The 26,844-nt window shown below is 35.2% G+C and carries 18 protein-coding genes; 9 read left to right on the top strand and 9 right to left on the bottom strand.

Annotation, left to right across the window (positions count from 1 at the left end):
* Positions 1 to 196 precede the first annotated feature (196 nt).
* The 3 genes from mukB to mukF are packed head-to-tail and all read right to left on the bottom strand — an operon-like array spanning position 197 to position 6,721.
* The gene (gene mukB, locus A9G13_RS04785; protein ID WP_065556478.1) at positions 197 to 4,615 is read right to left on the bottom strand and encodes a chromosome partition protein MukB; all 4,419 of its coding nucleotides are present in this window, start codon (positions 4,613 to 4,615) and stop codon (positions 197 to 199) included.
* A 2-nt stretch (positions 4,616 to 4,617) separates the two neighbouring features.
* Positions 4,618 to 5,355 carry a chromosome partition protein MukE gene (gene mukE / locus A9G13_RS04780; RefSeq protein ID WP_065557082.1) on the bottom strand — a complete coding sequence of 246 codons (738 nt, stop codon included), beginning with the start codon at positions 5,353 to 5,355 and terminating at the stop codon, positions 4,618 to 4,620.
* A 43-nt stretch (positions 5,356 to 5,398) separates the two neighbouring features.
* On the bottom strand, positions 5,399 to 6,721 hold the full coding sequence (gene mukF / locus A9G13_RS04775; protein ID WP_065556477.1) for a chromosome partition protein MukF: 1,323 nt from the start codon (positions 6,719 to 6,721) through the stop codon (positions 5,399 to 5,401).
* Between the two features lie 317 nt (positions 6,722 to 7,038).
* Here mukF and A9G13_RS04770 point away from each other — a divergent pair, with 317 nt between their 5' ends.
* Positions 7,039 to 7,764 (top strand): DUF4198 domain-containing protein, encoded by a 726-nt coding sequence (locus A9G13_RS04770; RefSeq protein WP_065556476.1) that lies wholly within the window; start codon positions 7,039 to 7,041, stop codon positions 7,762 to 7,764.
* A gap of 126 nt (positions 7,765 to 7,890) precedes the next feature.
* On the opposite strand, the gene uriH is transcribed toward A9G13_RS04770, so the two are convergent.
* Positions 7,891 to 8,847, bottom strand: a complete 957-nt coding sequence (gene uriH, locus A9G13_RS04765; RefSeq protein ID WP_065556475.1) for a uridine-preferring nucleoside hydrolase UriH — start codon at positions 8,845 to 8,847, stop codon at positions 7,891 to 7,893.
* A 275-nt stretch (positions 8,848 to 9,122) separates the two neighbouring features.
* On the opposite strand from uriH, the gene pntA reads away from it, so the two are divergent.
* Positions 9,123 to 10,655 (top strand): Re/Si-specific NAD(P)(+) transhydrogenase subunit alpha, encoded by a 1,533-nt coding sequence (gene pntA, locus A9G13_RS04760; protein WP_065556474.1) that lies wholly within the window; start codon positions 9,123 to 9,125, stop codon positions 10,653 to 10,655.
* A 17-nt stretch (positions 10,656 to 10,672) separates the two neighbouring features.
* On the top strand, positions 10,673 to 12,067 hold the full coding sequence (gene pntB / locus A9G13_RS04755; RefSeq protein WP_065556473.1) for a Re/Si-specific NAD(P)(+) transhydrogenase subunit beta: 1,395 nt from the start codon (positions 10,673 to 10,675) through the stop codon (positions 12,065 to 12,067).
* Between the two features lie 65 nt (positions 12,068 to 12,132).
* On the opposite strand, the gene A9G13_RS04750 is transcribed toward pntB, so the two are convergent.
* From A9G13_RS04750 to oxyR, 3 genes are all read right to left on the bottom strand, one after another.
* Entirely contained in the window at positions 12,133 to 13,170 is a 1,038-nt protein-coding gene (locus A9G13_RS04750; protein ID WP_081301165.1) for an alpha/beta hydrolase family protein, read from the bottom strand.
* A gap of 194 nt (positions 13,171 to 13,364) precedes the next feature.
* Positions 13,365 to 14,009, bottom strand: a complete 645-nt coding sequence (gene fabR / locus A9G13_RS04745; protein WP_065556472.1) for an HTH-type transcriptional repressor FabR — start codon at positions 14,007 to 14,009, stop codon at positions 13,365 to 13,367.
* 18 nt (positions 14,010 to 14,027) lie between these two features.
* Positions 14,028 to 14,954: a DNA-binding transcriptional regulator OxyR gene (gene oxyR / locus A9G13_RS04740; RefSeq protein ID WP_065556471.1), complete on the bottom strand. Its 927-nt coding sequence runs from the start codon at positions 14,952 to 14,954 to the stop codon at positions 14,028 to 14,030.
* A 456-nt stretch (positions 14,955 to 15,410) separates the two neighbouring features.
* Between oxyR and pcnB the strand changes: the two genes are divergently transcribed.
* The 6 genes from pcnB (at position 15,411) to sppA (ending at position 24,031) form a co-directional block, all read left to right on the top strand.
* On the top strand, positions 15,411 to 16,745 hold the full coding sequence (gene pcnB / locus A9G13_RS04735) for a polynucleotide adenylyltransferase PcnB (protein WP_081301164.1): 1,335 nt from the start codon (positions 15,411 to 15,413) through the stop codon (positions 16,743 to 16,745).
* A 75-nt stretch (positions 16,746 to 16,820) separates the two neighbouring features.
* Complete coding sequence (lptD, locus tag A9G13_RS04730; protein WP_065556469.1) at positions 16,821 to 19,193, top strand: LPS assembly protein LptD; 2,373 nt, start codon at positions 16,821 to 16,823, stop codon at positions 19,191 to 19,193.
* A gap of 57 nt (positions 19,194 to 19,250) precedes the next feature.
* Entirely contained in the window at positions 19,251 to 20,561 is a 1,311-nt protein-coding gene (surA, locus tag A9G13_RS04725; protein ID WP_065556468.1) for a peptidylprolyl isomerase SurA, read from the top strand.
* Positions 20,558 to 21,355: a 16S rRNA (adenine(1518)-N(6)/adenine(1519)-N(6))-dimethyltransferase RsmA gene (gene rsmA / locus A9G13_RS04720; RefSeq protein WP_065556467.1), complete on the top strand. Its 798-nt coding sequence runs from the start codon at positions 20,558 to 20,560 to the stop codon at positions 21,353 to 21,355. Before surA ends, rsmA begins: the two co-directional genes overlap by 4 nt.
* 4 nt (positions 21,356 to 21,359) lie before the next feature.
* Complete coding sequence (gene apaH, locus A9G13_RS04715; protein WP_065556466.1) at positions 21,360 to 22,193, top strand: bis(5'-nucleosyl)-tetraphosphatase (symmetrical) ApaH; 834 nt, start codon at positions 21,360 to 21,362, stop codon at positions 22,191 to 22,193.
* 14 nt (positions 22,194 to 22,207) lie between these two features.
* Positions 22,208 to 24,031, top strand: coding sequence for a signal peptide peptidase SppA (gene sppA / locus A9G13_RS04710; RefSeq protein WP_065556465.1), 1,824 nt, complete (start codon positions 22,208 to 22,210; stop codon positions 24,029 to 24,031).
* Positions 24,032 to 24,067: 36 nt separating this feature from the next.
* On the opposite strand, the gene A9G13_RS04705 is transcribed toward sppA, so the two are convergent.
* The gene (locus tag A9G13_RS04705) at positions 24,068 to 25,897 is read right to left on the bottom strand and encodes a sulfatase-like hydrolase/transferase (RefSeq protein WP_065556464.1); all 1,830 of its coding nucleotides are present in this window, start codon (positions 25,895 to 25,897) and stop codon (positions 24,068 to 24,070) included.
* Between the two features lie 185 nt (positions 25,898 to 26,082).
* The gene (locus A9G13_RS04700) at positions 26,083 to 26,814 is read right to left on the bottom strand and encodes a Bax inhibitor-1/YccA family protein (protein WP_065556463.1); all 732 of its coding nucleotides are present in this window, start codon (positions 26,812 to 26,814) and stop codon (positions 26,083 to 26,085) included.
* Positions 26,815 to 26,844 lie beyond the last annotated feature (30 nt).

The following is a 26,844-nucleotide window of genomic DNA, read 5'->3' as shown; positions in this document are numbered from 1 at the left end:
TAAAATTTGCATTTATGTTGCATAATTAAATAAGTATTAAAAGCACTGAATCTAATAATTGAGGATTAAAACAAAATAATTGGTCACTTCAAGTTGATTACTTGGTATTTAACAAATACTGGTAATTATTCGCTAACAATAAATAGATTTAAATAGGGCAATTCGCCGACAAAAGCCGGCGAGAGTGAATAAATATCTAGGCAAAGCCTTTTAAACCAACCACATGTACATGTTCATGGTTATTAATTACTTTACGTACCAGTTTGTAGGTGGTACCTTTTTCTGGGCTGATATTTTCTGGTGCGGCAATAATTAATTGCATTTCTAACCTTTCACAAAGCTCAAATAATGTTGCAATGGATTTGGCATCCAGACGCGCAGCTTCATCCAAAAATAGTAAACGGCATGGTGAAATATCTTTATTACGTAAACGTTTGGATTCATCTTCCCAACTTTGAATAACCATTAATAATATAGACATACCAGTACCAATTGCTTCCCCAGTGGATAACGCCCCACTTTCAGCTCGTAACCAACCATCAGCACCACGATTAACTTCAACATCCATTTCCAAATAATTGCGGTAATCAAGTAACTCCTCACCAACCGTTTGAGCTGTGCGTTGCCCCATATCAATATGTGGATTTAAGCGTTGATAAAGTTTAGCTAAAGCTTCGGAGAAAGTAATTTGATTGCTACTAAATAGATCCTGATGTTCATTTTGTTCATCAGCAAGAGCAGTCAATAGTGCGGCATGAGCTTCACGAACATTAACATTTAAACGCACTCCATTCACTTGACCAAATGCCACGGCTTGAAGACCTTGATTTAGCATGCGAATACGGTTTTGTTCACGTTGAATTGTTTTACGAATAATATTTGCCACACTTTTGGAACTAATTGCCAATTGTTGCTCTCGGGAAGTGAGTTCTTCGGTTAAGCGCGACAATTCAATTTCCATTTGTTCAATAGCTTCGATTGGATCATCAGTTTTAACAATATCTTGGCGAATTATTTCCCGCAAATGTTTATAAACGGCAATATAAAATTGTATTTTACGCTCAGGTCGTTTCGGATCTTCGGATAATCTCAATATATCGCGTAGATGTTCATTATCATTCACCGCCAAACGTAATGAACCTAATGCCTTATCTGACATAGAACGCAGCTCATCCGCACTTAAATAGGCTAGTTCACGACGATGCAAACGCCGCTCTACGCTATTTTCTTTAACCAACCGTAGAACCAGACACCATCCTGCCTTAGCTTGTACTACTTGTTCACGTAATTGTTTGTAATCACGTAATATTTGTGCTAACCGTTTTTGCATCTGTGTCATTTCGGTTTCACACATAATGAGTTGTTTTTCTAATGATGAACAATTTTGACGGTTAGTATTCAGTTTTTGGTGGATCTCATCACGACGGTTACGTGCTCTTTCTTCGGTAATTGCATCAGCTTTTACACCAATTTGTTCAATCTCTTTATGCAGTTCGTTTAACATATCCCGCTTGGTTTCAAAGGCACTTTTAAGCGAAGCTAGAGTTTGATTATATTGATTATATTTATCCTGATACTGCTGCATTTGACTACGAGCTTCGGTTCGTTGAGCTTCAACAATTTCTAGGCGAGTACGTAGCTTTTCATTTAAGTCAGTATTTTCACCCAACATTCCTGCTGAATCTTCATAACCAAAGTGCGCTCGCCTTTGCATCACTTCGGTCAAAGCAAACACTTGCTGGCGAATAGTTTGTTGTTGCGCTTTAACCGTGTTGTAATGTTCACGCAACGCTTCATTTTGTTCAGGATCACTTTGTAATACCGCAACCATTGGTTCTAGTTCGGACACAGTATTGCGGTTACGACTTACATATTGTACCGCGTCTTGCGCTTCGGCAAGTTGTTCACGCAAATCATCGACTCGGTCAGCCAAATCATCATCCGCAAGGAGGTGCATTTGAGCAACTAACCTATTAACTGTGTTTAATTGCTCTTTACAATTAGCTACTTGCTGTTGATTTTTTTGATCAATACTTTCTTGAGATGATAACTGACGTTCGATTTCATTACGTCTAGTTGATAATTTTTGTGCTTCCGCTTCAGGATCAATATCGAAAGCAATCGCTAAATACTGACCAATGAATTGGCCAACATTTTGTTCAATACGTTGTAATTTTTGTAAATCAAAAGAAATAGTTGCATAACGTTCATGTAACTCATCACGTTCACTTGATAACTTTTCAAGATGGACTTCTCTTGCGGCACGACCAAAAAGTGGTACTGCAGGGAAACTAGAAAAGCGCCATTGCCTATCACCTGTTTTGACCAGCACAGCTTTGTTCATTTCTTCGCATTCAAAAACGCTATCATCAAATGACGATGGATCGCCTTCAATAAAATAGATATCTTCAGGATAATCTTCATCACTAGCAGTAAGATTTTCAAGTTGGGTTTTAACTAAAGATAAATCAGGAACCACAATGGCTTGCCTTGCCGGACCATATAATGCTGAAAAATAAGGCGCATCGTCGATGGTAACATCTTCATAGATTTCAGACAGTAAGACCCCATTAAAACGCTCAGCAAGTACCGATAAACGCCCATCATCAACACCGCTTGGCTGATTTAATTGTTCAATCTGTGTATCTAACTGACTTCGTCTGAAATTAATTTGATCCCGATCTGTCACTAACACGCGTTCTTGTTCAAGCAGTTGTTGCATATATTGTGTAACCGCTTGGCTATGACTAAACGTTTGTCCGGTTTGTTCTTGTAGTGCAATTAGGGCATCTTGCGCTTGTAACCATTGTGGCGCTTTTTGATGATAATCAGTAATTTTAGTTTGAATTTGTTCCAGTTCTTGCCTAAATTCAATACGTTTTTCACTTGATTCATTAGCCAACTGCGCATTATCATCAAGTTGTACTTCCAGTTCTTGTTTTAACTCATCTAACTCATCATAATTGACTTGACGCCCAATACGTTTACAAAACTGAGTTAATAGAGATTCGGCTTCTTTTTGTTCAAAAAATCTTTGTTCTAATTCATCAAGTTGCAGTTGTAAATGTTCGGCTTGTTCAGCTTGATAACATTGAGAAGGCCATTGCCTTAATGCTTCTTTAGCTGCAGCGAAGGCATCACTACGCATGACTTCACCAACTAGCTTAATTACTAACTGATAAGCACGATCAAACTGGTTAAAAGCGGCATCAGAGACACTAAGCTTTTGTTCTAGATCTAAAACTTGTTCGGTTATTTCTTGTTGTTTTTCATTAAAAACAGCATAGTGATCTTCAATATTACGAATGTTTAATTTTGGTAATTGACATAAAGACTGAGCATTTTTCAGTGCTTGTAGTGCCTGCTGGTACTGAATAGCTCGAGTTTGTTGCACATCTAATGCTTGTTGATAATCGGCTAATTGTGTTTTGATTTCATCAACTTCTTGTTCAGTATGTTCAACCTGATCACGATAGTTTTGATATTGTTCATTCGCTTCTATCACCACTTCGTTTTGTTCTTCAAGTTTTCCATTTAAATCATCTAAATCAGCTTGATAACGATCAATCTTTTCTTGTTGGCGAAGTGCTGTTTGCGCTAGATTAAGGTGATCATTGGCTGCTTGTAAATCAGTTTCTAGATCAGTTTGCGCATCTTGATATTCTTTAAGTTCCTTCGCCATTTCAACTTGACGAAATTCATTACTAATGAGCAACTCTTGGGTTTTAAACACTTCACGGCGTAACCCTAACACTGATTCAATATGTACGCGGCGTTCATTCGAGTGCCGCATATAATCAGCAGCAACGTAATTAGTCGATTCAGTAATAAGATGTTTAAACAAATCACGATCTGACTGCGTAACACGAATAGCTTCTAAGGTCATGCGGTTTTCACGTAATGCCGCTTCCATATCTTGGAACGCTTTACGAACGCCGCTATTTTCTGGTAATAAATAATCGCGCAATGAACGCGTAATTGCACTAGAAATACCACCATAAAGTGAGGCTTCAATCAATCGGTAATATTTACTACGATCTGATGATGAACGTAATCGTTTTGGTAAAATCCCAAAATCAAACATAACTGAATGGTAATCAGTTATCGAATTGAATTGCTTAAAGATTACACCATCCATTGCTTCGACTTTATCTTTTAATTCTGACAAAGATAAAATTCGTGCTTGTTTGTCATGTAAACGTTCAGTAACTAACTCAGTTGGGCTAATGCCAACCGGGAGGCCTTGCAGCAAAAATGGTTTTATATCAACTTTTTTATCTCGTCCGGCTACTTGCTGTAAACGAACACCACAAATGATGCGTTGATTACGTGAGTTAATCACATCTAACATTGAGTAACAAACACCTGGTCTTAACTTACCATGCAAACCTTTGTCACGAGAGCCAGATGTAGCCCCTGCTTCAGTGGTGTTTCTAAAATGTAATAAAGTTAAATCTGGAATCAATGCCGTAACAAATGCCGCCATGGTAGTTGATTTACCGGCACCATTACCACCAGATAAGGTAGTGACTAATTGGTCTAGCTCAAAAGTGCGAGCAAAAAAACCATTCCAGTTAATTAAGGTTAATGAGTGAAATTTACCGTGTCCAATCATGATTATTCAATCTCCTCATTAACGTCATCATCTTCTTGTTCTTCATTACCATTTTCATCATCTAAACTAAGCGATGACTCAATTTTAATGGCTTCACCATCACGAATTAAACGCAATTGCGCTTCTTGAGCATCATCACTACTACGAACATCGGCACCAAAACGAAATATCGATTCATTAATACGAAAACGGCTACTGTCATTGCCTACAATAAAAAAGATCATACCAAGCCGACGTAAACGGTTTAGTGCCGTTTTGACTTTGTCGAATAATTTTTGACGATCAAGATCAGAACCTGTTGAACGTTGATTAACTAATTTAAGTAATTTGCTTTCGTCAGCCAGTGAAACCAGTTCATCAAATAATTCTTGTAAGGTAAAAATACCTTCATGTGCTAATCGTTCCGGGCTTAAATATAAATAACACAGCACCTTACCTACCAACATATCCAATTCTGACAAAACTGAACGAGCAATTAATGTAGTTGAACGCGGACGTAAATAGAAAAAACCTTCAGGAGCACGAATTAATTCGACGTTATAACGTTGATAAAATTGTTCGAGTTCAGCTTGGAAATCCATTAAAAAAGCATGATGATCTAGTTCATCAATACCAATATGACGCCCTGCACGAAGTAAACTATCAAGTTCAGGGAAAATTGGATTAGCAATGGCTTGTGCCAACTTAATTGGCATATATTTATCAATAGACGCTTGCGAGCTAGCAGCTATGCGCCCCATGACTTCATCAAGATGATGAGCCGTTTCTTCTGTTTCAAAATCTTTAGTATCTGTCGATGACATGTGCTTGCACCTTAGCCCCATAATCGTTAATAAGTTTCCATTCGGCAGGAATACCAAGCAAATCATCTTCGGAAATACCTAAACGAATAGCTTGATCAATAAATAACCTTGCAATATCAAAGTGTTGTTCCCGTGGGAACTGATTCAAATAGTTACGAATGGCAATGCTCATATCCAATGGTTTATTTTCCTGTTTGAAGATTAATAAATTTTGTTCAATATGAGCAATAATATGTTCTTGAATCTCTTCAATCATTTCAAATTCAAGTTCTGAAGGTAATTCACCGGTAACCTCCGCTTCATGCAAAGCAAGTTCCTCATCACGCATATCCAGTAAGCGATCAGCATTAGCAAAAGAAAGCGACCATGGTAAATCAAAATAACCCTGAATTGATTTACGCAGTCGTTGCGAAAAAACGCGATTCTTATCTAAATCAATTGCAGTACGTATGAATTTGTGAACATGGCGATCATAACCTATCCATAGGTCAATGGCTTTTTGGCCCCAGCCAATAATTCGGTCGAGTTTTGCTTGTAAATCAATGACTACATTGTTGATTTTATCAAGATCAGGAACATCTAAAGTAGCATCTTGAATCAAGAGTAAACTTGCTTGTAGTTTATCACCTGCAGCATCTAATGTGTCTTGTAGTTCTCGTAACGTTTGTGATGTTTCGGTAAGTAATCCTTCACAACTACTAATGGCTGCTTGCCAATCTTGGCTTAACAATGCTGAGATATTTTCTTTTACATCAGTTTGTTGTTCATCCATTACTCGCTGGGTAATATCAATACTGTCAAAAATTTCTGCAACTGAATATTTCAAAGGCGCAAACACATTGCGGTGCCAATGTAGATCATCACCACCTTCAAGTGCTGCATCGGCTGCCCGTTTTAATTCTTGAGCAACAATAGAAAGTTGAATGGATAACCGTAAAGTTGAAAATTCACGCTGACGAATATAATAATCGGTAATGCCAATACCTAGTGGAGTTAATCGGTAGATTGAAAATCCATCTGTCATTTCACTTGCAAAGCGAGTAATTAGGCGTTGGCGGACTAAATCATTAATTGCATTATTAGCTCGCACCGTAATGGTATCTTCACTTTGCGCAAAAACCTGTGACACATGCCTAAAACCATCAACTAATTCAGACTCGGTCATTTCACCATCAAATCGTTCGCTATTTAAAACAGCAATCGCCAACAAAAAGGCGAGCCTTTCGACCGGTAAAGTAATCGAAAAATCATTCTTTTTTGCCCAAGAGACCAGTTCTGGCACTGATTGGGAAAAATCCATCATAGCGGTTCCTTAGTTAAAGGCACTTAACAACAGTACCTTATAAACAATACGCGCAACACAATATATTGTGCTAAAGACAAAATATCGTCGATTATATAACAAATTGTAGTAGTTAAAAATAGCTAAGTTTAAGATTTATTATCAACTATAAGCATATAAGTTTTACATTAACTTATGTTGAAAGTAGCTTTACTTTATTGATGATAAATATCTCATTTACAAGTATAAATAATGGTTGGTTTTTGTGCATATATATCTTGACATTTACTAACACATAATAATAATGATTATCATTATCACAAAAAAGAGGTAAAGATATGCGTAAAATATTCGTATTTATATTAACAGGCAGTTTGGTTGGAATGGTTTCGCAAACGGTTTCTGCACATGGTATCTGGATTGCTAACCGTGTAGATCAAAAACAAATTGTGTTAGGAGAAGGCCCTTTAGATAATGGCTATAAAGCTGAAAATATTAAGCAAATCAATGCTTATACGAGTGATTGGTCAGCAATTTCAATTCAACACAAAGCACATAGCAATTATGTGACAGTTGAACCAACAGACAAAACAGCAGTTGTTACCATAGCGTTTGATTATGGTTATTGGAGCAAAAATGCGCAAGGTAAATATGTAAATTTACCGATGGATAAAGTTGCTGGTGCTACCAATGGTACGCATGCGATCAAATACAGTGTCAATTACTTAGCCTCAGTTAATCAACCTAAGATGATCGAGAATATTCCACTACAAATAGTACCAAAGGTTGATCCAACGAAATTAAAACGCGGTGATAATTTACCAATCACAGTTTATAAAGATGGCAAACCACTAGCAGATACGCCGGTTATTATTGATGTAGTAAGTAATTTAGATAAAACCATTAAAACTGATGCTAAAGGTGAAGCTTCGATCACAGTACCAAATCAAGGACTGAATATTATTGGTGTTGAAATTGGCTTTCCAATTAAAGACAGTAAGTTAGCAACTCAAGACAAATTCTTCACTACTTTAACCTTTACGTTAATGCCAGAAGAAGATTAAACAATTTTTTTGTTAACATGATAATTTAAAAAGTTATAATAAAAACGAGATACTAAAGTGATCTCGTTTTTTTAATAAAATATCACTCTATAAGCTCTAATATGTATTCTGCGTGACTTCTTGAAATTATATATTTACTTCTCCAATACGTTGTAAAGCATCAACGATTAAGTTCCAAAAACCAGCATGATCTAATTTGGTCGCCACTTGTGTATGGCAGTTTTCATCTGCTGGGAAACGAAAATCAGCCACAGTCATGCCTAAAGTAAGAGTACCGGTTAATTCAATATCAACAGGAACTCGTTGAGTTTGAATTAAATCAGGATTAATCACATAAGCTACTGCACAAGGATCGTGAACCGGAGGATAAGTGAAGCCTTGGGCTTGTTTATACATCTTGCCAAAAAAGGCCAATAATTCAAGGACAAACTTAGCTGGTTTGGTTTTTATCGCCGCTATCTTCTCAATCACTTCTGGGGTAGCTAATGCCTGATGAGTAAGATCTAGTCCAACCATAGTAACTGGCCATTTCTCATTAAAAACAATATGCGCTGCTTCTGGATCAATCTTTATATTAAATTCAGCCACTGCACTCCAATTACCAACATGATAACCGCCCCCCATTAACACCACTTCCTTTACTCGTTCAACAATCTTCGGTTCTTTCCGCGCGGCCATAGCGATATTAGTCAAACCTCCAGTTGGAACAATAGTTATTGTTTTGGGTGGATGAGACATTATTGTATCAATAATCAAATCAATAGCATGCCTTGGATCTAATTGTAAAGTTGGTTGCGGCAATGTCGGCCCATCTAAGCCAGTATCACCATGAATATCCGGCGCAGTTTCAACATTCCTAACTAACGGCCTTACAGCACCAGCAGCAAAAGGAACATTGGTAATGTTGGCAATACGAGCAACCGATAAAGCATTACGGGTTACTTTTTCTAATGTTTGATTTCCTACTACTGTGGTTACGGCTAATAATTCAATATTAGGATTACCATATGCTAATAAAATTGCAATCGCATCATCATGACCGGGGTCACAATCTAAAATAATTTTTTTAGGTTGATTAGTCATTTTTATTTCCTTTTATCTATTATTTCGATTGGTTAACCATTTTAAATTAAGACATTAGTAAAATGGCATACTTAAAGCATATTAACGCTCTATAACATAAGATGCAAAGAATGACAGAAATTCTTAAACTCATTAGAAAAGTAAAAATTGACTTATTATTAAAAATAATAATAAAACTGCAATCATAAAAAAATAATTACCTACTCGCACTGACAGTAATTTATGCTAGAATCATTACCATATATAAATTCACTTTAACATAAGGATGTAACGCAATGCGTATAGGTATACCTAAAGAACGGTTAACCAATGAAGCTAGAGTTGCGGCAACCCCACAAACCGTTGGTCAACTATTAAAACTTGGTTTTACAGTTTCAGTAGAACAAGGTGCTGGACATGCTGCTCATTTTGAAGATCAAGCTTTCATTGATGCTGGAGCCACAATTCAAAACACCCATGATATTTGGCAAAATGATTTAATATTGAAGTTTCATGCTCCGATGGATGATGAAATAGCTATAATGAAAGAAGGTTCAACTCTTATTAGCTATATTTATCCTGCCCAACATAAAGAATTGTTAGAAAAGCTTGCAGCTAAAAATATAACTGTAATGGCGATGGATTGTGTGCCACGTATTTCACGTGCTCAATCACTTGATGCATTAAGTTCAATGTCTAATATTGCCGGTTATCGCTCGGTAATTGAAGCTGCTAACCAATTTGGTCGTTTTTTTACTGGCCAAGTCACTGCTGCCGGTAAAGTACCACCAGCTAAAGTACTCGTTATTGGTGCTGGTGTTGCCGGCCTTGCGGCAATTGGGGCGGCAGTTAGCCTTGGCGCTATTGTTCGTGCTTTTGATACCCGTCCTGAGGTTGCCGAACAAATCAACAGTATGGGTGCTGACTTTTTAGAATTAGATTTTAAAGAAGACGCCAGTTCTGGTGATGGTTATGCCAAACAGATGTCAGCAGCATTTATTGAAGCTGAAATGGCACTATTTGCAGCGCAAGCCAAAGATGTAGATATCATCATTACCACTGCATTAATCCCAGGTAAACCAGCGCCAAAACTTATTTCCAAAGAAATGGTTGCATCAATGAAACCTGGCAGTGTGATTGTCGATTTGGCAGCCTTAACTGGTGGTAACTGTGAGTTAACTAAACCAGGTGAAGTTTTCGAAACCGACAACAATGTAAAAATTGTAGGTTATACTGATTTAGCTAATCGTATGCCAGCGCAAGCTTCACAGCTTTATGGTACCAATATTGTTAACTTATTAAAACTTCTTACTAAAGAAAAAGATGGCAATATTAATATTAACTTTGAAGATGTTGTAATTCGCGGCGTAACCGTAGTTAAAGATAAAGAAATTACTTGGCCTGCTCCACCAATTCAAGTTTCAGCACAACCACAAAAGAAAGCTGCTGCTCCAATTGTTAAAGCTGAGCCAAAACCGATGGATCCGCGTAAGAAGTTTGGTATTTTAGCGCTAATTATCATTGCCTATTTCTGGTTAGCTAATTCTGTTCCGGAAAGCTTTTTAGGGCATTTCACTGTATTTGCTTTATCATGTGTAGTTGGTTATTACGTAGTATGGAATGTTACACATTCACTGCATACTCCTTTAATGTCTGTTACCAATGCTATTTCCGGTATTATATTAGTCGGGGCAATATTACAGATTGGTGATGATAGTGGCTTAACCACAGCAATTGCTTTTATCGCTATTTTAATTGCTAGTATTAATATTTTTGGTGGATTCTTTGTTACCCAAAGAATGTTGAAAATGTTCCAACGTGGCAAATAAAAAGGAGAATATAAATAATGTTAAGTCATGGAATTATTCAAGCAGCCTATGTAATTGCTGCATTACTTTTTATTTTTAGCTTACGTGGACTTTCAAACCAAGAGTCAGCAAAATCAGGTAATATTTACGGTATGATTGGTATGGCAATTGCTCTTATCGCGGCAATTGCTAGTATCCATGGCGGATTACACTGGATCATTATTGCGATGATTATTGGCGCTGCAATTGGTTTATACCTAGCTAAAAAAGTAGAGATGACCCAAATGCCAGAATTAGTGGCATTACTTCACAGTTTTGTAGGGATGGCTGCCGTTCTGGTTGGCTTTAATAGCTTTTTAGATCCACATATATCCTCTTTCCCACCTAGTGAACTTACTGTGCATTTAGTGGAAATTTTTGTGGGTATATTTATTGGTGCCGTAACCTTCTCTGGTTCTGTGGTAGCCTTTGGTAAGTTAAATGGTCGTATTAGTTCAAAACCTTTATCTATCCCCCATAAACATTACTGGAACTTAGCGGCTATCGTAGTTTCAATCCTACTAATGTTTACCTTTATCAATGTACAATCTGGCGCTGGTGCACTTATTAGTTTATTGGTCATGACCATAATTGCATTAGTATTTGGTCTACACTTAGTAGCATCAATTGGTGGTGCCGATATGCCGGTGGTTATTTCAATGCTTAACTCTTATTCTGGTTGGGCTGCTGCTGCCGCAGGTTTCATGCTAGGAAACGATTTGTTAATTGTTACCGGTGCCTTAGTCGGTTCTTCAGGGGCGATTCTTTCTTATATTATGTGTAAAGCAATGAATCGTTCATTTATTAGTGTTATTGCCGGTGGTTTTGGTAGTGATGGTAGCTCAGCCAGTTCATCTGATGAAGAACAAGGTGAATATCGTGAAATCCAACCAGCTGATGTAGCACAAACCTTGAAAGAAGCACGTTCAGTAATTATTGTTCCAGGTTACGGAATGGCTGTGGCACAAGCTCAAGGTGCAGTTAGCAATATTACTGAAAAACTTCGCTCTATGGGTATTGAAGTAAGATTTGGTATTCACCCTGTTGCTGGGCGTTTACCTGGTCATATGAATGTATTACTAGCTGAAGCCAAAGTACCTTATGATATCGTGTTAGAAATGGATGAAATCAATGATGACTTCCCTGATACTGATGTTGTTTGGGTTATTGGTGCCAATGATACGGTAAATCCAGCCGCTGAAGAAGATCCTAATAGTCCAATCGCGGGGATGCCTGTTCTTGAAGTTTGGAAAGCTAAAACCGTTATTATTTCTAAACGTTCAATGAATACTGGTTATGCTGGTGTACAAAATCCACTATTCTTTAAAGAAAATAGTTATATGCTATTTGGTGATGCCAAAGATAGTGTTGAAAAAGTATTACAAAATTTATAATAGTGAAAACGCTATATCAAAACTACAAATTACTGCGGCTTTTGCCGCAGTAATTATATACTTCGCTAATTTATAATACTCATCATTGTAGTAGCCAAAAAACCAATAATAAGGTAACTAAGTTCGCGATGAATTTCCGCTCTTTCCCGAGTACCACCATCTTGACAAATAATCCCATCACCCTCGCTTTCTTTATTCAATAAAGCTACTGCGCCAGGTTTACACTCTTGTATAAAGCTGAAATGCATAGCATTAGGGATCACAACATAAGTCGACAATGGTTTGGTAAGAAATTGTTGTAAATAGCCAGATTCTAGTTCAACAGCCATATCGCCAACATCAATCCCTGCGCCAATAACTAAAGAAGGAATATCAATTTTTTGCAAACTTTCAGCTGTAAATCCTCTAACTAACCCGGCATCTAGAGTAATAATAGCTTTTATACGTGGGTCTATCATACTCATATTTAATTCAGGGTTATCCAATCCGAGTTCGGTCACCACCTGGCATGCCTTTAACTTCGAATGAGTCATGCAGTCTTGTTTAAATTGTGCAGTATTAAATCTACCTCCTGCAAGCGCAATGACTGTCCATCCTCCCAGAGAATGTCCTACTGCCGCAATTTTATTCATATCTATATAACTAGCTAAATCCTGATCCAAGCTTATAGCATCAATAGTTCTACTTAAATCTCGCGGACGTTGCCATAATTGAGTAGCTTGTTTTAGATCTCGATTTAAAAAGGTGGTACCAGGATGATTAGGGGCTGCCACAATATATCCTTGACTAGTTAATTCATAAGCTAACCAACTTAAATTACGCCAACTACCGCCATAACCATGTGAAAAAACAATTAATGGATATTTATTACCACTTAATAACGGTTTACTATTGGCTATTACCTCTTGACCATAAAAAACGGCATTCTCTTCTAAAACTATTGTTTTTCCAACATGTTCGGCTGGATACCATACCGCAATGTTTAAAGGTCGACCACCTTCGTCATCTAAATTAATTTCCTTAAAACCAACATAGAAGGATGCATAAGTAACAAGTGGAAAACAAAAAATTAAGGTATTAAACAGCAAAAGTAATTTAATCATAAGATTAATTCCATTTTAAACAAAAGGTTAATCCGAACTAGACAATTCAGGAATATTCATAAAAAATGAGAATAGCAGGTATTTTGGACAAATAATACTAGATAAATTAATAAGTAGAAGTATATAAGGACTAATGTTTGTAAAGATGTTTCCTGAGAAGTATACGTTTGAGTATAAAAATGGGGGGGGGAAAATTAATGATTTTCTTGTTTAATCTTTTCTTTATGATAAAGATAATAAGCCCCTCTGGACACCATTCGCAGTTGGAAAATAAGATCTTCAATTAATTTTTGGCGTTTTATTTCATCAAAATCAATCGCTTCGGCTCCAGCATTAAAAGCGATAGTTACCATTGCTTCGGCTTGGGCTTCATTGTAACGATGCGGCATTTCATTAGCATTATCTAAGTAATCCACTAACTCAACAATAAAGTGTTGAATTTCACGGGCAATAGCTGAACGAAAGGCGGAGGAAGTTCCTGCTTTTTCACGCAATAATAGCAAAAATACTTTAGGATTTTTATCAATAAATTCAATAAATGTCGTCACTGAAGTCTGTAAAACACTACCACCTTTTTCTATGCGTTTACGTGCTTGGCGTAATAATTGACGAAGTGTTAAACCACTTTCATCCACCATAGCCAAACCTAATTCATCCATATCACGAAAATGACGATAAAATGAAGTGGCAGCAATCCCTGCTTCACGCGCAACTTCACGCAAACTTAGACTAGCAAAACCTTGCTCAGCATTGAGCTGATTAAAGGCCGCCTCAATCAAAGTCCTTCGGGTTTTTTCCTTTTGCTGTGCTCGGACACCATTAGTTTTATTATTTTTCATTTACGTTCTTGAATTTGCTTAACTACCGCTTTTTAATAATTTTTCTTTTTCAGCAAATACCTTAGGCATATGATCGCGAATAGTTTTAGCTATGGTCTCATAACGTGAACGCAATGGAGAACCCGGACGATAAATAAGGGCTATGCTACGTGTCGGCACTGGGTCAGTACATGGAATGTAGCAAATATTATCACGAGTCCGTTCATTTGGCGCTGCTAGCTCAGGAAATAGAGTTATGCCTCTGCCCGCAGAAATCATACTACGTAAAGTCTCTAGGCTAGTGGCTTTAAACTGTTTATCTTCATCAATGCCGACTTGGAAACAATACCCCATAGCATGTTCACGCAAACAATGACCATCTTCTAACATTAAAAACTTTTGTCCTTTTAAGCTAGATAATTTAACTGTTTTCTTATGAGCTAATTCATCACTAGCCGGAACAGCCAAAAACATTGGTTCATTAAACAAAGGTAATTCAATAAATTGTGCAGTTTCTTTAACTTGAGCAATAATAGCACAATCAAGTTTGCCACTTTCGAGCTGCGCCACAATATTGGCGGTTTGGGCCTCGTGTAAATAAAGTTCAAGTTGCGGAAAAGATTCATGTAATACAGTAATAACATGTGGTAATAGATAAGGAGCGATGGTCGGAATTAACCCGATATGCATTGGCCCTGACATCTCTTCACCTTGGCGACTAGCCATTTCTTTAAGGATTTGAATATTACGCAAAATTTCCTTTGCTTGCTCTACTAGCATCATTCCTGTTTGAGTAAATAGTACTTTCCTGCTAGTCCGTTCGAGTAGCATAACACCTAATTCATCTTCTAATTTTCTTATTTGACCACTTAATGTTGGTTGGCTTACGTTGCAAGCATCAGCTGCTTTACGAAAATGACGGAATTCAGCTAACGAAACAAAATATTCTAAATCGCGAATATTCATAATGTCCCCAGATAGTTATTAGTTAATGGTATTTACCAATTACTATGATAGATAATTCAATCAAGTCTATCAATTAAACTTAAATAAAACTTTGCTAAATTAATATAATTTATTGTTTTATAAATTATTTTTATCCTATCAATGATTAATTAAAAATCCGTTTTAAGTATAAGTTTAATTAATTTTAAACAGCTTGTAAAACGGCACCAACATGAACAAGATAACGTAATGTTATTAAAATGGATATTACAAATTGTATAATACATTATTTTAACTGCTATTGTTGATAATTATAGAGCAAAAATCAAATAGAATATTGTAATAACAATATAAAGTTTTTAATGTTATAGCGCATAAAATTATCAGTTAGAAGATACTTGGAAAGTTAGTAATAATTACGTTATAATCGCGCGCTATATTTTGCCATTTAGTCCATAACACTTACTGAGGTGCGCTATTTTTAAACAAGTTTCACGTTTTTATCGAAAGATATTTCGTCAAGAACAACATAACTCCATTGATTATGTATCTATTCCACGGAATGAACATAATATTTCACGCAAAGATATCAGTGAAAATGCGTTAAAAGTTCTTCACCGTTTAAATAAGCAGGGCTACGAAGCCTATCTAGTTGGTGGTTGCATCAGAGATCTGTTATTAGGCAAAAAACCAAAGGATTTTGATGTTACGACTAACGCCACACCGGAACAAGTACAAAAAGTTTTCCGTAATTGTCGCTTAGTAGGAAGGCGCTTTCGGCTTGCACATATTATGTTTGGTAGAGAAATTATTGAAGTAGCCACTTTTCGCGGTACTCATGATAACCTAGCAGCTCAAACCAACATTGCTAAGCGCTCACAAGCAGGCATGCTATTGCGCGATAATGTTTATGGCACCATTGAACAAGATGCTATACGTCGTGATTTCACCATAAACGCACTTTATTATAATATTAAAGATTTTTCTTTACGTGATTATTGTGGTGGTTTAAATGATCTACGGCAAGGACTTATTCGTCTAATTGGTGAACCTACAATACGCTATCAGGAAGACCCAGTTAGAATGTTAAGAACTGTTCGCTTTGCAGCCAAGCTAAATATGAAGATTGAACCGGCAACGGCAAAACCTATCCAAGAATTAGCTCCATTATTAAAAAGTATTCCAGCAGCTCGATTATTTGATGAGGTGCTTAAGTTATTACAAACTGGCAATGGCTATACAACTTACGTTTTACTAAAACAATATCATCTTTTTGAACAGCTTTTCCCTGGCATTAACCGCTTATTTACACCGAGTGGTAATAGTAATTTAGAAAAAATTATTGAACAAGTTTTAAAAAATACTGATTATCGTATTGCCAATAATCAACGTATAAATCCTGCATTTTTATTTGCAGCCTTTTTTTGGTATCCAATCCTTGAACAAACACAACTTACCTGTGTTGAAAGTGGTTTGCAATTTCATGATTCATTTTCAATGGCAATTAACGAAATATTAAATGAACAGTGCCGAATTATTGCTATTCCGAGGCGATTAACCACCATAATGGGAGATATCTGGCGTTTACAATTACGGATGAAAAAACGAGAAGGTAAACGAGCCTTTGCTATTCTAGAACATCCGAAGTTTCGAGCCGCTTATGATCTTCTTGAGATGCGTGCATCAATTGAAAAAGGTGAACTCTTAGAGTTAGCAAAATGGTGGCAGGTATTTCAATCCGAAACCGTTGAAAACCGTGTAGCCATGGTTAAACAACTTAATAAAACCAGTAGGCGCAGAGTTAAACGTTAATTTTTCATTCGCACTTTTACAAATAACCGCTATAATGCTTCAATCAAAATAATCACGATTACCTTTTGAACATTGATGAAAAAATTAACGCCATCATTTATTGCTATAGCCATTACTTGTACCTTGTATAACAGTACCTGTTATGCTATAAATCTACCTAAAGCTGAAAGCAGTAATCCTCAATGCCTTATTGATGTTCCTAGATTTGATCGTCCTTTAGTCAATGGTGATATCAACACTTTACCTGTTGAAGCCGAATCCAATCAATTTGAAGCTTTTTACCCTAATACCGCTATTTATCAAGGTGATGTGTTAATTGAGCAAGGAAACCGCACTGTCAAAGCGGATAAAGTAACTATTGATACTCAAGATAAAAGTCATCGTACCGCCAAACTTGAAGGGAATATTACTTATCAGGACAACTTGATTAAGATGAAAGGCAATAATGCTTTAATAAATCTTAACAATAATGATACCAATATGATTCCAGGTGAATATCATTTAGTCGATAGACTTGGCCGTGGTGATGCTGATGAGATGAAACTTGAAAATAATCGATATGTTATTTTAAAAAATGGTAGTTATACGTCCTGCCCAGTGAATGACAGTACTTGGAACATAAAAGGAACTACTGTTATTCATGATAGAGAAGAACAGTTACTTGAAGTATGGAATGCCGTTTTCCGTATAGGTAAAGTTCCGGTTTTATATTCACCTTATTTACAATTACCTACAGGCGATAAGCGTCGTACCGGGCTATTAATTCCTAATTTTAGTTATGATAGTGTTGATGGTATTGATTTTTCACTACCTTTTTACTGGAATATCGCACCTAATTATGATGCTACATTCACCCCAAGAGTTTTACAACAACGTGGTGTACAGTTACAAACTGAATTTCGTTATTTAAACGAAATTGGTTTGGGTACATTAGCATTTGATTGGTTACAACATGATGCTCAGTATAGTGAGGATAGAGATCGAAAATTAAATGGTAATAATTATGATGATAATGAACATCGTTGGTTATTCCATTGGGAAGAATTCCAATTAATTAATTACAACTGGCGCTTTTATGCTAATACCACTAGGGTGAGCGATAATCAATATTTAAATGACTTAGATTCTCAGTATGCGTCAGAAACAGATGGTTACTTAACCCAGTTTTACCAAGCTGGCTATAATAATGAAAATTGGGATATTACTTTAGGTTATCGCCACTTTCAACCTTTATATGCGGGTGGGAAAGATTACCTGTACCAAACCCAACCTCAATTAGATATCCATTATTATAATTACGATATGGGGCCATTAAAATTTAAAACTTTTTCGCAAATATCTCATTTTATTACTTCCGGAAATAAAAAACCAAGAGCATGGCGTTCCCATATTGAACCGACTCTTGATTACACTCTAAGTAACTCTTGGGCTTCAGTAACGACTGAAGCTGGTTTAATGGCAACCCATTATAATCAAGACAATATAAAAAAACATAATGAATCAATTACAGATGATGATAAAAATAAATTAGATAGTAATGTAAATCGATTTATGCCAAAGTTTAGTATTGATGGCAAAGTTATTTTTGAACGTGATATGCCGTTTATTGAAGGTTATACCCAAACATTAGAACCACGAGTAAAATACACTTATATCCCTTATCGCAATCAATCCAATATTGGTAGCTATGATTCAACTTTACTACAATTTGATTATACTGGCCTATTTAGAGATCAACCTTATAGTGGTTTAGATCGTATTGCTTCGACAAACAATTTAGCTACAGGTGTTACAACTCGCTTATATGATGAGAATAAACTTGAAAAATTTAATTTTTCACTTGGACAAATCACCTATTTTACTAAATCAAAAACTAGCGAACATAATAATGAACTTGATAAAAACTCTGATACCGGTAGTATCACTTGGGCTACAGATAGTTTTTGGCGAGTAAGCGATGATTTTATCTTCCGTAGTGGCATACAATATGATACTCGTATTAATACCATTTCTTTAGCCAACACAATTTTTGAATATCGCCCATCAAGTGAAAAATTGATACAATTGTCTTATCGTTATGCAAATCATAATTATATTGATACGGTTTCAAATAGTAATACATATTACAAACAGGATATATCGCAAGCCGGGATTATGACTACTTGGCCACTTTCGCAAACAGTTAGCGCCGTTGGTTCATATTATTATGATGTTAAATTGGGTCAAACCGCTGATGGTTTTGTAGGGTTGCATTATAGTGACTGTTGTTGGGGAATGACAGTCCAATATGGACGAAAATTAAATGACTGGGATTACAATTCTCATCAAAGCAAATATGAAAATAAATTTTCAGTAAATTTTGAATTACAAGGATTAGGGCGTACAAGTGATGCCAAAGCTAAAATGTTAAGTTTTGGCAAATTACCTTATACAACCGCATTTGAATAAAAACATAACTAATGTATTACAGCATACTTCTGTAATCACAAAATGAGTTGAATTAACATGAAATTATTAAAACTAATTATTGCATTAAATTTAAGTATTGGCATTGGATTTATGGCTCCTTTATCTGTCAATGCTGCACCTAAAGTCATTGAGCAAGTTGCGGCAGTGGTTAATAACAATGTTATTTTAGAAAGTGATGTCAATGATATGTTGAAGACAATCAAAGCCAGTACTGACCCTAAAAATTTGCCTGATGAAAAAACTCTACGTAAGCAAATTATTGATCGTTTAATAGTCGAAAATTTAATTTTACAACGTGCAGCTAAAGCCAAAATCACTATAAGTGATGATGACGTAACTAATGCCATTTCTAAAATAGCAGCAGAAAATGGTATGTCGATTGATGAATTAAGAAATAAATTATCAACAATGGGCATTAGTTATAGCGCTTATCGAGATCGTATTCATAACGATATGTTGATGGATCAAGCCCGTCTCGATGCCGTACGGTCACGTATTAAAATTTCAGATAAAGAAGTTGAAAATTTAGCAAAAACTATCGCTCAACAACCAACTAATAATATTGATGTCAACATTAGTCATATTCTGATTGCAATTCCCGAAAAAGCTTCTAAACAACAAATTGATACCGCTACCAATAAAGCCAATGAAATTATTAATCGCGCTAAAAAAGGCGAAAGCTTTACTAAATTAGCCACTTCCTATTCCAATGATGATCTTGCTTTAAAAGGTGGTAGTATGGGCTGGCATAAATTAAATGAATTACCAACGATTTTTGAAGAACGTTTAATCCGCGCCCCTAAAGGAAGTATTATTGGTCCTATCCGTTCTGGTGTTGGTTTTCATATTATTAAAGTTGATGACACTCGCTCTGAAGCTCCAAAAACCATAACGGCTCAAGAAGTTAATGCGCGCCATATTCTCATCAAAACTAATGTATTAGTGACAGACCAAATAGCTAAACAAAAATTAAATGATATTCGCAAATTAATCGTTAGTGGTGCCACAACTTTTGAAGCCGCGGCTAAAGCTAACTCTGAAGATCCTGGTTCTAAGGATAATGGGGGCAATCTTGGTTGGAACTTACCAGATCGTTATGATAATGCATTCAAAAATGCCCTACTCCAGCTAAAAAAAGGTGAAATTAGTCAACCAATTAAGTCATCATTTGGTTGGCATCTTATCCAATTAATAGATAGTAAACAAACTGATCGTACTCAATCAGCTACGAAAGAACAGGCTTATCGGCTTATTTTTAATCGCAAATTTACTGAAGAAGCCCAAGTCTGGGTTCAAGAAATAAAAGGTGACGCTTATATTAAAATTGTAGGTGAAGAAAATAAATGAGTAATCGTGTTCACCAAGGGCACTTTGCTCGCAAACGCTTTGGACAAAATTTTTTACATGATGAGTTTATTATTGAAAGTATTGTAGCTGCCATACAACCCAGAGAAGGACAAGCTTTGGTCGAAATAGGGCCAGGGCTGGCAGCATTAACTATACCGGTTAGTAAACAAGTCGATCATTTAACAGTAATAGAAATCGATCGGGATTTAGCCCATAGACTACTTGAGAATCCAATATTAAATAATAAAATTTCTGTTATTGAACAAGATGCCCTAACCTTTGATTTTAATCAACTGTCTGAGCAACTTGGTAAATCTTTAAGAGTTTTTGGCAATTTACCTTATAATATATCGACCCCACTAATGTTCCATCTATTTCAGTATGCAGATATTATTGATGATATGCATTTTATGCTACAAAAAGAGGTAGTGACACGCTTAGTTGCTGGACCTAATTGTAAAGATTATGGCAGACTTAGTGTTATGGCCCAATATTATTGCCATATTATTCCCGTATTAGAAGTTCCCCCAACTTCTTTTAAACCCGCGCCAAAAGTTGATTCAGCAGTTGTTAAACTAGTACCATATAAAAACAAACCTTATCTTGTAAATGATATTAAAACGCTTTCTCGGGTAACAACAGAAGCATTTAACCAACGCCGTAAAACTATTCGTAATAGTTTAAGTAATATGTTCACGGACGAACAATTAACTGAGTTAGATATTAATCCAAATTTACGTGCTGAAAATTTAACTGTAGAACAATACTGTTTACTTGCAAACGCATGGAAATAACTATATGGCAAACTTACTAATTGGTGATATCCATGGTTGTTATGATGAACTTATGAGATTACTTGAAAAAGTAAAATTTTCATCATCAGACACATTATGGTTAACTGGAGATCTTGTTGCAAGAGGACCAAATTCACTTGATGTTTTGCGGTTTGTTAAAAAGCATAATGAGCAAATTCGCTTAGTATTAGGTAATCATGATCTTCATTTATTATCAATTTATGCTAAGGTCACACCATCAAAGAAGAAAGATAACCTTGATGAAGTATTAGCCGCCTCTGATTGTGATGAATTAATGAATTGGTTACGCAAACAACCATTGATTCAAATAGATGAACAATTAAAACTCATTATGACTCATGCCGGTATTTCACCACAGTGGGATCTTGAAACACTAAAAAAATGTGCTCATGATCTTAATATAGTGTTATCTAGTGATTCTTATCCCCTTTTCCTTGACAAAATGTATGGTAACTTTCCTGATGAGTGGTCGACCGAATTACAAGGGTTCGAACGATTACGTTATATTGCTAATGCCTTAACTCGAATGCGTTTTTGTTATGATGATGGCAGACTTGACTTCTATTATAAAAAATCACCAGATCAAGCACCAAGCAAACTTAAACCTTGGTATTTATTGCCAAGTAAAATTCCTTCTGAATATAGTATTGCATTTGGTCACTGGGCAGCTTTAAATGGTAAAGGAACTCCTGAACATATTTATGCACTTGATACAGGATGTTGTTGGGGTGGTAAATTAACATGCTTACGTTTTGAAGATAAAAAGTATTTCAAAAAAAGAAATATTGAAGCTAAAAAATTAGCTAAGTTACTATAAAAAGGTCATTTGTTATGTCTATTCTGTCTGTAATTAAATCAATTTGGAAAGTGATTAACTTAATTAGAGAAGTCTTTCTTAATCTTATTTTTTTAATCATCATCATTCTTGTTGTCAGTGGTATCGCATTAGTGAAAGAAGCTCAAAAAAAAGAGACCGTTCCACAAAAAGGCGCATTAGTGTTAGATATTGAAGGTAGAATAGTTGATAACACACTTTATACCGATGATATTTATGAATTACAAAATAAGCTATATGGTAAAAGTGTGAATATTGCCCGCGAAAATAGTTTATTTGTATTAACACAAAAAATAGATCAAGCCGCCAAAGATCCTAACATTAACAGTTTAATCCTAAAATTAGATAATTTTGTTGGTACCGATATAACTTCACTACAATATATTGGTAAATATTTATCTAAATTTAGCGATGCCAAAAAACCGATATATGCAATTGGTTCTAATTTTAATCAAAGCCAATATTACTTAGCAAGTTACGCTGATAAAATTTATTTAAATCCCCAAGGGGCGATTAATGTATATGGTCTATCAGCTAATAATTTATACTATAAAACATTACTTGATAATTTAAAAATTAATACTCATATCTTCAGGGTTGGAACCTATAAATCGGCGGTAGAACCTTTTATGCGTGACAATATGTCACCGGAAGCCCAAAATAACACTACACGCTGGCTAACATTAATGTGGAATAACTATCTTAATGACATCGCTACTCAAAGAAAACGCGCCCCAACACAGCTAGTCCCATCACCTAGTATCATGTTATCGGAATTGAAGGCTGCAAATGGAAGTATGAGCCAGTATGCTTTATCAAATGGTTTGATTGATGCTATATCCTCAAATTATCAATTTGAACTCGAATTAACTCATAAAAATGAAGTCAGCATTTATGATTACCAATTAAAACCATCAGAAAATAACCAATCATATCAAGAAAAAAATGCTAAACCACTTATAGCGGTTGTATTTGTAAATGGTACTATAGCCGAAGGTGAAAATAGCAACAATGTAGCTGGAAGCCAAGATATTGTCGACCAACTAAGAAAAATTCGTAAAAATTTAAATATTGAAGCTGTTGTATTACGAGTTAATAGCCCTGGAGGAAGTGTTGAAGCTTCAGAAGCTATTCGAAATGAATTAGAAGCATTACGCGAAAATCAAATCCCTATAGTTATTTCAATGGGCGGTATGGCCGCTTCTGGTGGTTATTGGATCTCAACTGCATCGGATTATATTGTAGCTAATCCTAACTCTATTACCGGTTCTATTGGTATTTTTGGTATTATCCCAACATTTGAAAAGTCATTATCTCATATTGGTGTTTATAATGATGGAGTAGCTACTTCACCTTTAGCAAACAAGAGCATCGCCCAAGATTTACCTGATGAAATGAATCAATTAATCCAAATCAATATTGAAAATGGATATAATACCTTTATTTCGCTCGTTGCCAAAGCTCGTAATATGACAACAGAACAAGTTGATAAGATTGGACAAGGGCAAGTGTGGTTGGGTGCTGAAGCCAATAAACTAGGATTAGTTGATAAGCTTGGTGACTTTGATGACGCCATCGAAATGGCAGCTACATTAGCAGGCTTAACTGATTATAAAATTGATTGGCAAAAACCTGATGCAAATTGGTTTAACGCATTTTATTCAGATGTAGTTACTATGTTGCCTAGATCAACAGCTGAAATTCTATTTGAACAACTCCCAGAAGTAAAACAGTTACAACATCAAGTTTCCTTATGGGAAAAATTTAATGATACACAAAACCGTTATGTTTACTGTTTAAATTGTGCTGATGTTCGATAAAAAACTAATTACCCGCCACTATTGGCGGAATAATGGTTATTTTTTACTTTTAATGAAATATCTCATATTATTCATTGCTTGTTGAATATATTCATAATTAGGTATGTCATTAACCTCATGGTTATGTGAATCCATATAATGACTAATTCCAATTCGATTAACAAAATAAATGTTATTAGTGGTACGAATTGCATAAGAACTATAATTTGACATTAACAACCAATTACGATCGGTTATTGGATTAAATAGATCATATCCTGTTGAATAATCATTTATATCATTCTTTACATTTAAACAATGTTTCATTAGTGAAGGAACAACGTCCTCGTGACTTGTTAATTGATTAACATTATTTTTAAGCTTTTCTAATTCTTTGACTCCAATAATAATAAAAGGCACCTTGGTTTGAGCATCCGTGTAATTACCATTATGCCCCCAAAAACCAAGCTTATTATCATTCATTTCCTGACCATGATCACCAGTAATTATTATTATTGTATTATCTAAAGTCCCTGAAGTTTTAAGTTCATCGTAAATATTTTGTAATAGATAATCATCATAATAAACACTTTGCTTATAACGATTAAAAATTGGCTCAGGATCCGAATCATTATTAAGCGTCATATAATTAATATCACTAATAGGCTTGAATTTTACCGCAAAGTCTTCTGGAAAATCATATGCATGAGGGGAATCATAAAATAAAAAAGAAAAGGTCGGTTGATCCGTATTACGTTTCTTATACCATTGTAACCAATCGGTAGTTATTTGTTTATCTCTACTTGCAGCGGGTCCATCATCACTACTAATTCTTAAATTTTTAATGGTAACAAACGCAGTACGATCAAATTCAGGAGCCGAGACTTTTGCTGAAGTAAATATACCAATATTATAATTTTCTTGTTGTAAAGTGGTAATGAATAACGATGGAATACTATTACGCAAAAAAGCATCCCAATAAGTACCAGGGATCCCATAAAACAAGCCAAAAATGCCAGTTCGTGTTGCATTGCCCGTTGAGTAATGATTATTAAAAATTACCCCATTATTTTGTTGTACAAAATGGTAAGTATTAGGAGATATTTGTTCATTAAAAGTATCATAACGCCAAGAATCTAACACAATGAACATAATATTTGGTAGCGTTTTATGATCAGGATTAATAATTAACTTATTATGTGGGTAAAAAATACTAGCATATTGATTATCCTTTTGATAAAGAATTTTATGTTGTCCTTGTTTATCAAAAAAACCCATTATTTCTTTAGAAGTAAATGGACGATAAAGAGGAATATATTCTTTTACAACCATAATTGGGGAATAAGCATAATAAAATGCCACCATATGCACTAAATGACTTATTAGGAATGAACTTACAAAAAATATTACAGATACAATAACGAGACAAGATCGTCTATGACATGACTTTTTCCTAGCAATTTGCTTATCAAGAAAACATAAAATTGCATATTCAATTCCGCATACTATTACTAAAAGCCCAAACATTAAAAAATAAGTTATTAATGCAAAATCGACTACTTGACCAGATAGTATAAGCGATATGACAGATTGATTAATGTGAAAACGATACTGCTCAAACACAATTGTATCAATATATAATACAATTTGTAATAATCCAAAAATAACTGCTACGACTAGATGCCTAATACTTTTTCTAAAGTGAAGCAAAGGAATACATATTAGAAAAACTAATAAATATAATAAAAAAAAGTGACCCAATACAGAAAAGATTGAAAATAAGCCACCAATCCAAGTAAATGAAGCACCCGGAACAATAAAATAACGTATGGTAATAAATGATGAAATAAAGATATTGATGAGAACAAAATAATATAGTTTCTTCATAGTAATTCACTAATAAATAAGTCCTAGATTCTGTATCTTTTCAAATAATACAGCATTTTATACTCAAAAATAGTGTTTTTCTTAAAGTTTTTAACAAAATAACACTATACAAATAAATTACTAATAAAATTTTAACAAAAAAGGACTCATTAACGAGCCCTTCTTTTATTATTTGAAAAATCTACTTATCGGCGATCAGCAAAAACTCTTAATAACATTATAAATAAATTAATAAAATCAAGGTAAAGAGTCAAAGAACCTAGAATAACAAAACGTCTAAACACATTTTGATCATCTTGCGGTAACCGCTCACCCAATTCTTTTAGTTTTTGAGTATCATAAGCAGTTAACCCTGCAAATACAAACACACCAATATAAGTAATCGCCCACATCAATGGTGCACTTTGCATAAAGATATTAACTAAAGAAGCAATAACAATACCAATTAATCCCATAAACAAAAATCGTCCAAACGCTGATAAATCACGTTTAGTGGTATAACCATAAAATGCTAGCGCTGCAAACATCCCTGCAGTAATAAAAAATACGCTAACAATGGATGAACTTGTATATGCAATAAAAATAGAACTTAATGTCAAACCGCTTAAAACGGAATATAACATAAACATGGTTGTTGCTGCGCTTCCAGATAAGCGGTTAATCATTCCTGATAGAGCAAAAACTAAACCAAGTTCAGCTATTATTAAAATCCATGAAAGAATAGAAAGCGAATAATAACCTCTATAATCCACAACAAATAACAATTGTTGCATTGATTCACTAGATGAAGCATACCATGCAACTAATGCAGTTAAAAGCAAACCAACTGTCATCCAACCATAAACATGACTCATATATGTTTGAATACGACTACCAGATTGTTCGATTATCGAACCATTAGGTGAGTAATTAGCCATTCATTACCTCTCACAAAAATAAATTATAAA

The sequence above is a fragment of the Gilliamella sp. wkB178 genome (assembly GCF_001690705.1).
GTDB lineage: Bacteria > Pseudomonadota > Gammaproteobacteria > Enterobacterales > Orbaceae > Gilliamella > Gilliamella apicola_K.
The sequence above is the reverse complement of the archived record's forward strand: the minus strand, read 5'-3'. Positions and strand labels throughout refer to the sequence as shown.

Excerpts from the sequence above, each read along its gene's own strand:
- pntB (WP_065556473.1), top strand. The coding sequence starts at position 10,673 with ATGTTAAGTCATGGAATTATTCAAGCAGCCTATGTAATTGCTGCATTA.
- mukB (WP_065556478.1), bottom strand. The coding sequence starts at position 4,615 with ATGATTGGACACGGTAAATTTCACTCATTAACCTTAATTAACTGGAAT.
- rsmA (WP_065556467.1), top strand. The coding sequence starts at position 20,558 with ATGAGTAATCGTGTTCACCAAGGGCACTTTGCTCGCAAACGCTTTGGA.
- oxyR (WP_065556471.1), bottom strand. The coding sequence starts at position 14,954 with ATGAATATTCGCGATTTAGAATATTTTGTTTCGTTAGCTGAATTCCGT.
- mukF (WP_065556477.1), bottom strand. The coding sequence starts at position 6,721 with ATGATGGATTTTTCCCAATCAGTGCCAGAACTGGTCTCTTGGGCAAAA.
- mukE (WP_065557082.1), bottom strand. The coding sequence starts at position 5,355 with ATGGGGCGCATAGCTGCTAGCTCGCAAGCGTCTATTGATAAATATATG.
- fabR (WP_065556472.1), bottom strand. The coding sequence starts at position 14,009 with ATGAAAAATAATAAAACTAATGGTGTCCGAGCACAGCAAAAGGAAAAA.
- A9G13_RS04705 (WP_065556464.1), bottom strand. The coding sequence starts at position 25,897 with ATGAAGAAACTATATTATTTTGTTCTCATCAATATCTTTATTTCATCA.
- A9G13_RS04770 (WP_065556476.1), top strand. The coding sequence starts at position 7,039 with ATGCGTAAAATATTCGTATTTATATTAACAGGCAGTTTGGTTGGAATG.
- sppA (WP_065556465.1), top strand. The coding sequence starts at position 22,208 with ATGTCTATTCTGTCTGTAATTAAATCAATTTGGAAAGTGATTAACTTA.
- apaH (WP_065556466.1), top strand. The coding sequence starts at position 21,360 with ATGGCAAACTTACTAATTGGTGATATCCATGGTTGTTATGATGAACTT.
- A9G13_RS04700 (WP_065556463.1), bottom strand. The coding sequence starts at position 26,814 with ATGGCTAATTACTCACCTAATGGTTCGATAATCGAACAATCTGGTAGT.
- A9G13_RS04750 (WP_081301165.1), bottom strand. The coding sequence starts at position 13,170 with ATGATTAAATTACTTTTGCTGTTTAATACCTTAATTTTTTGTTTTCCA.
- surA (WP_065556468.1), top strand. The coding sequence starts at position 19,251 with ATGAAATTATTAAAACTAATTATTGCATTAAATTTAAGTATTGGCATT.
- lptD (WP_065556469.1), top strand. The coding sequence starts at position 16,821 with ATGAAAAAATTAACGCCATCATTTATTGCTATAGCCATTACTTGTACC.
- pntA (WP_065556474.1), top strand. The coding sequence starts at position 9,123 with ATGCGTATAGGTATACCTAAAGAACGGTTAACCAATGAAGCTAGAGTT.
- uriH (WP_065556475.1), bottom strand. The coding sequence starts at position 8,847 with ATGACTAATCAACCTAAAAAAATTATTTTAGATTGTGACCCCGGTCAT.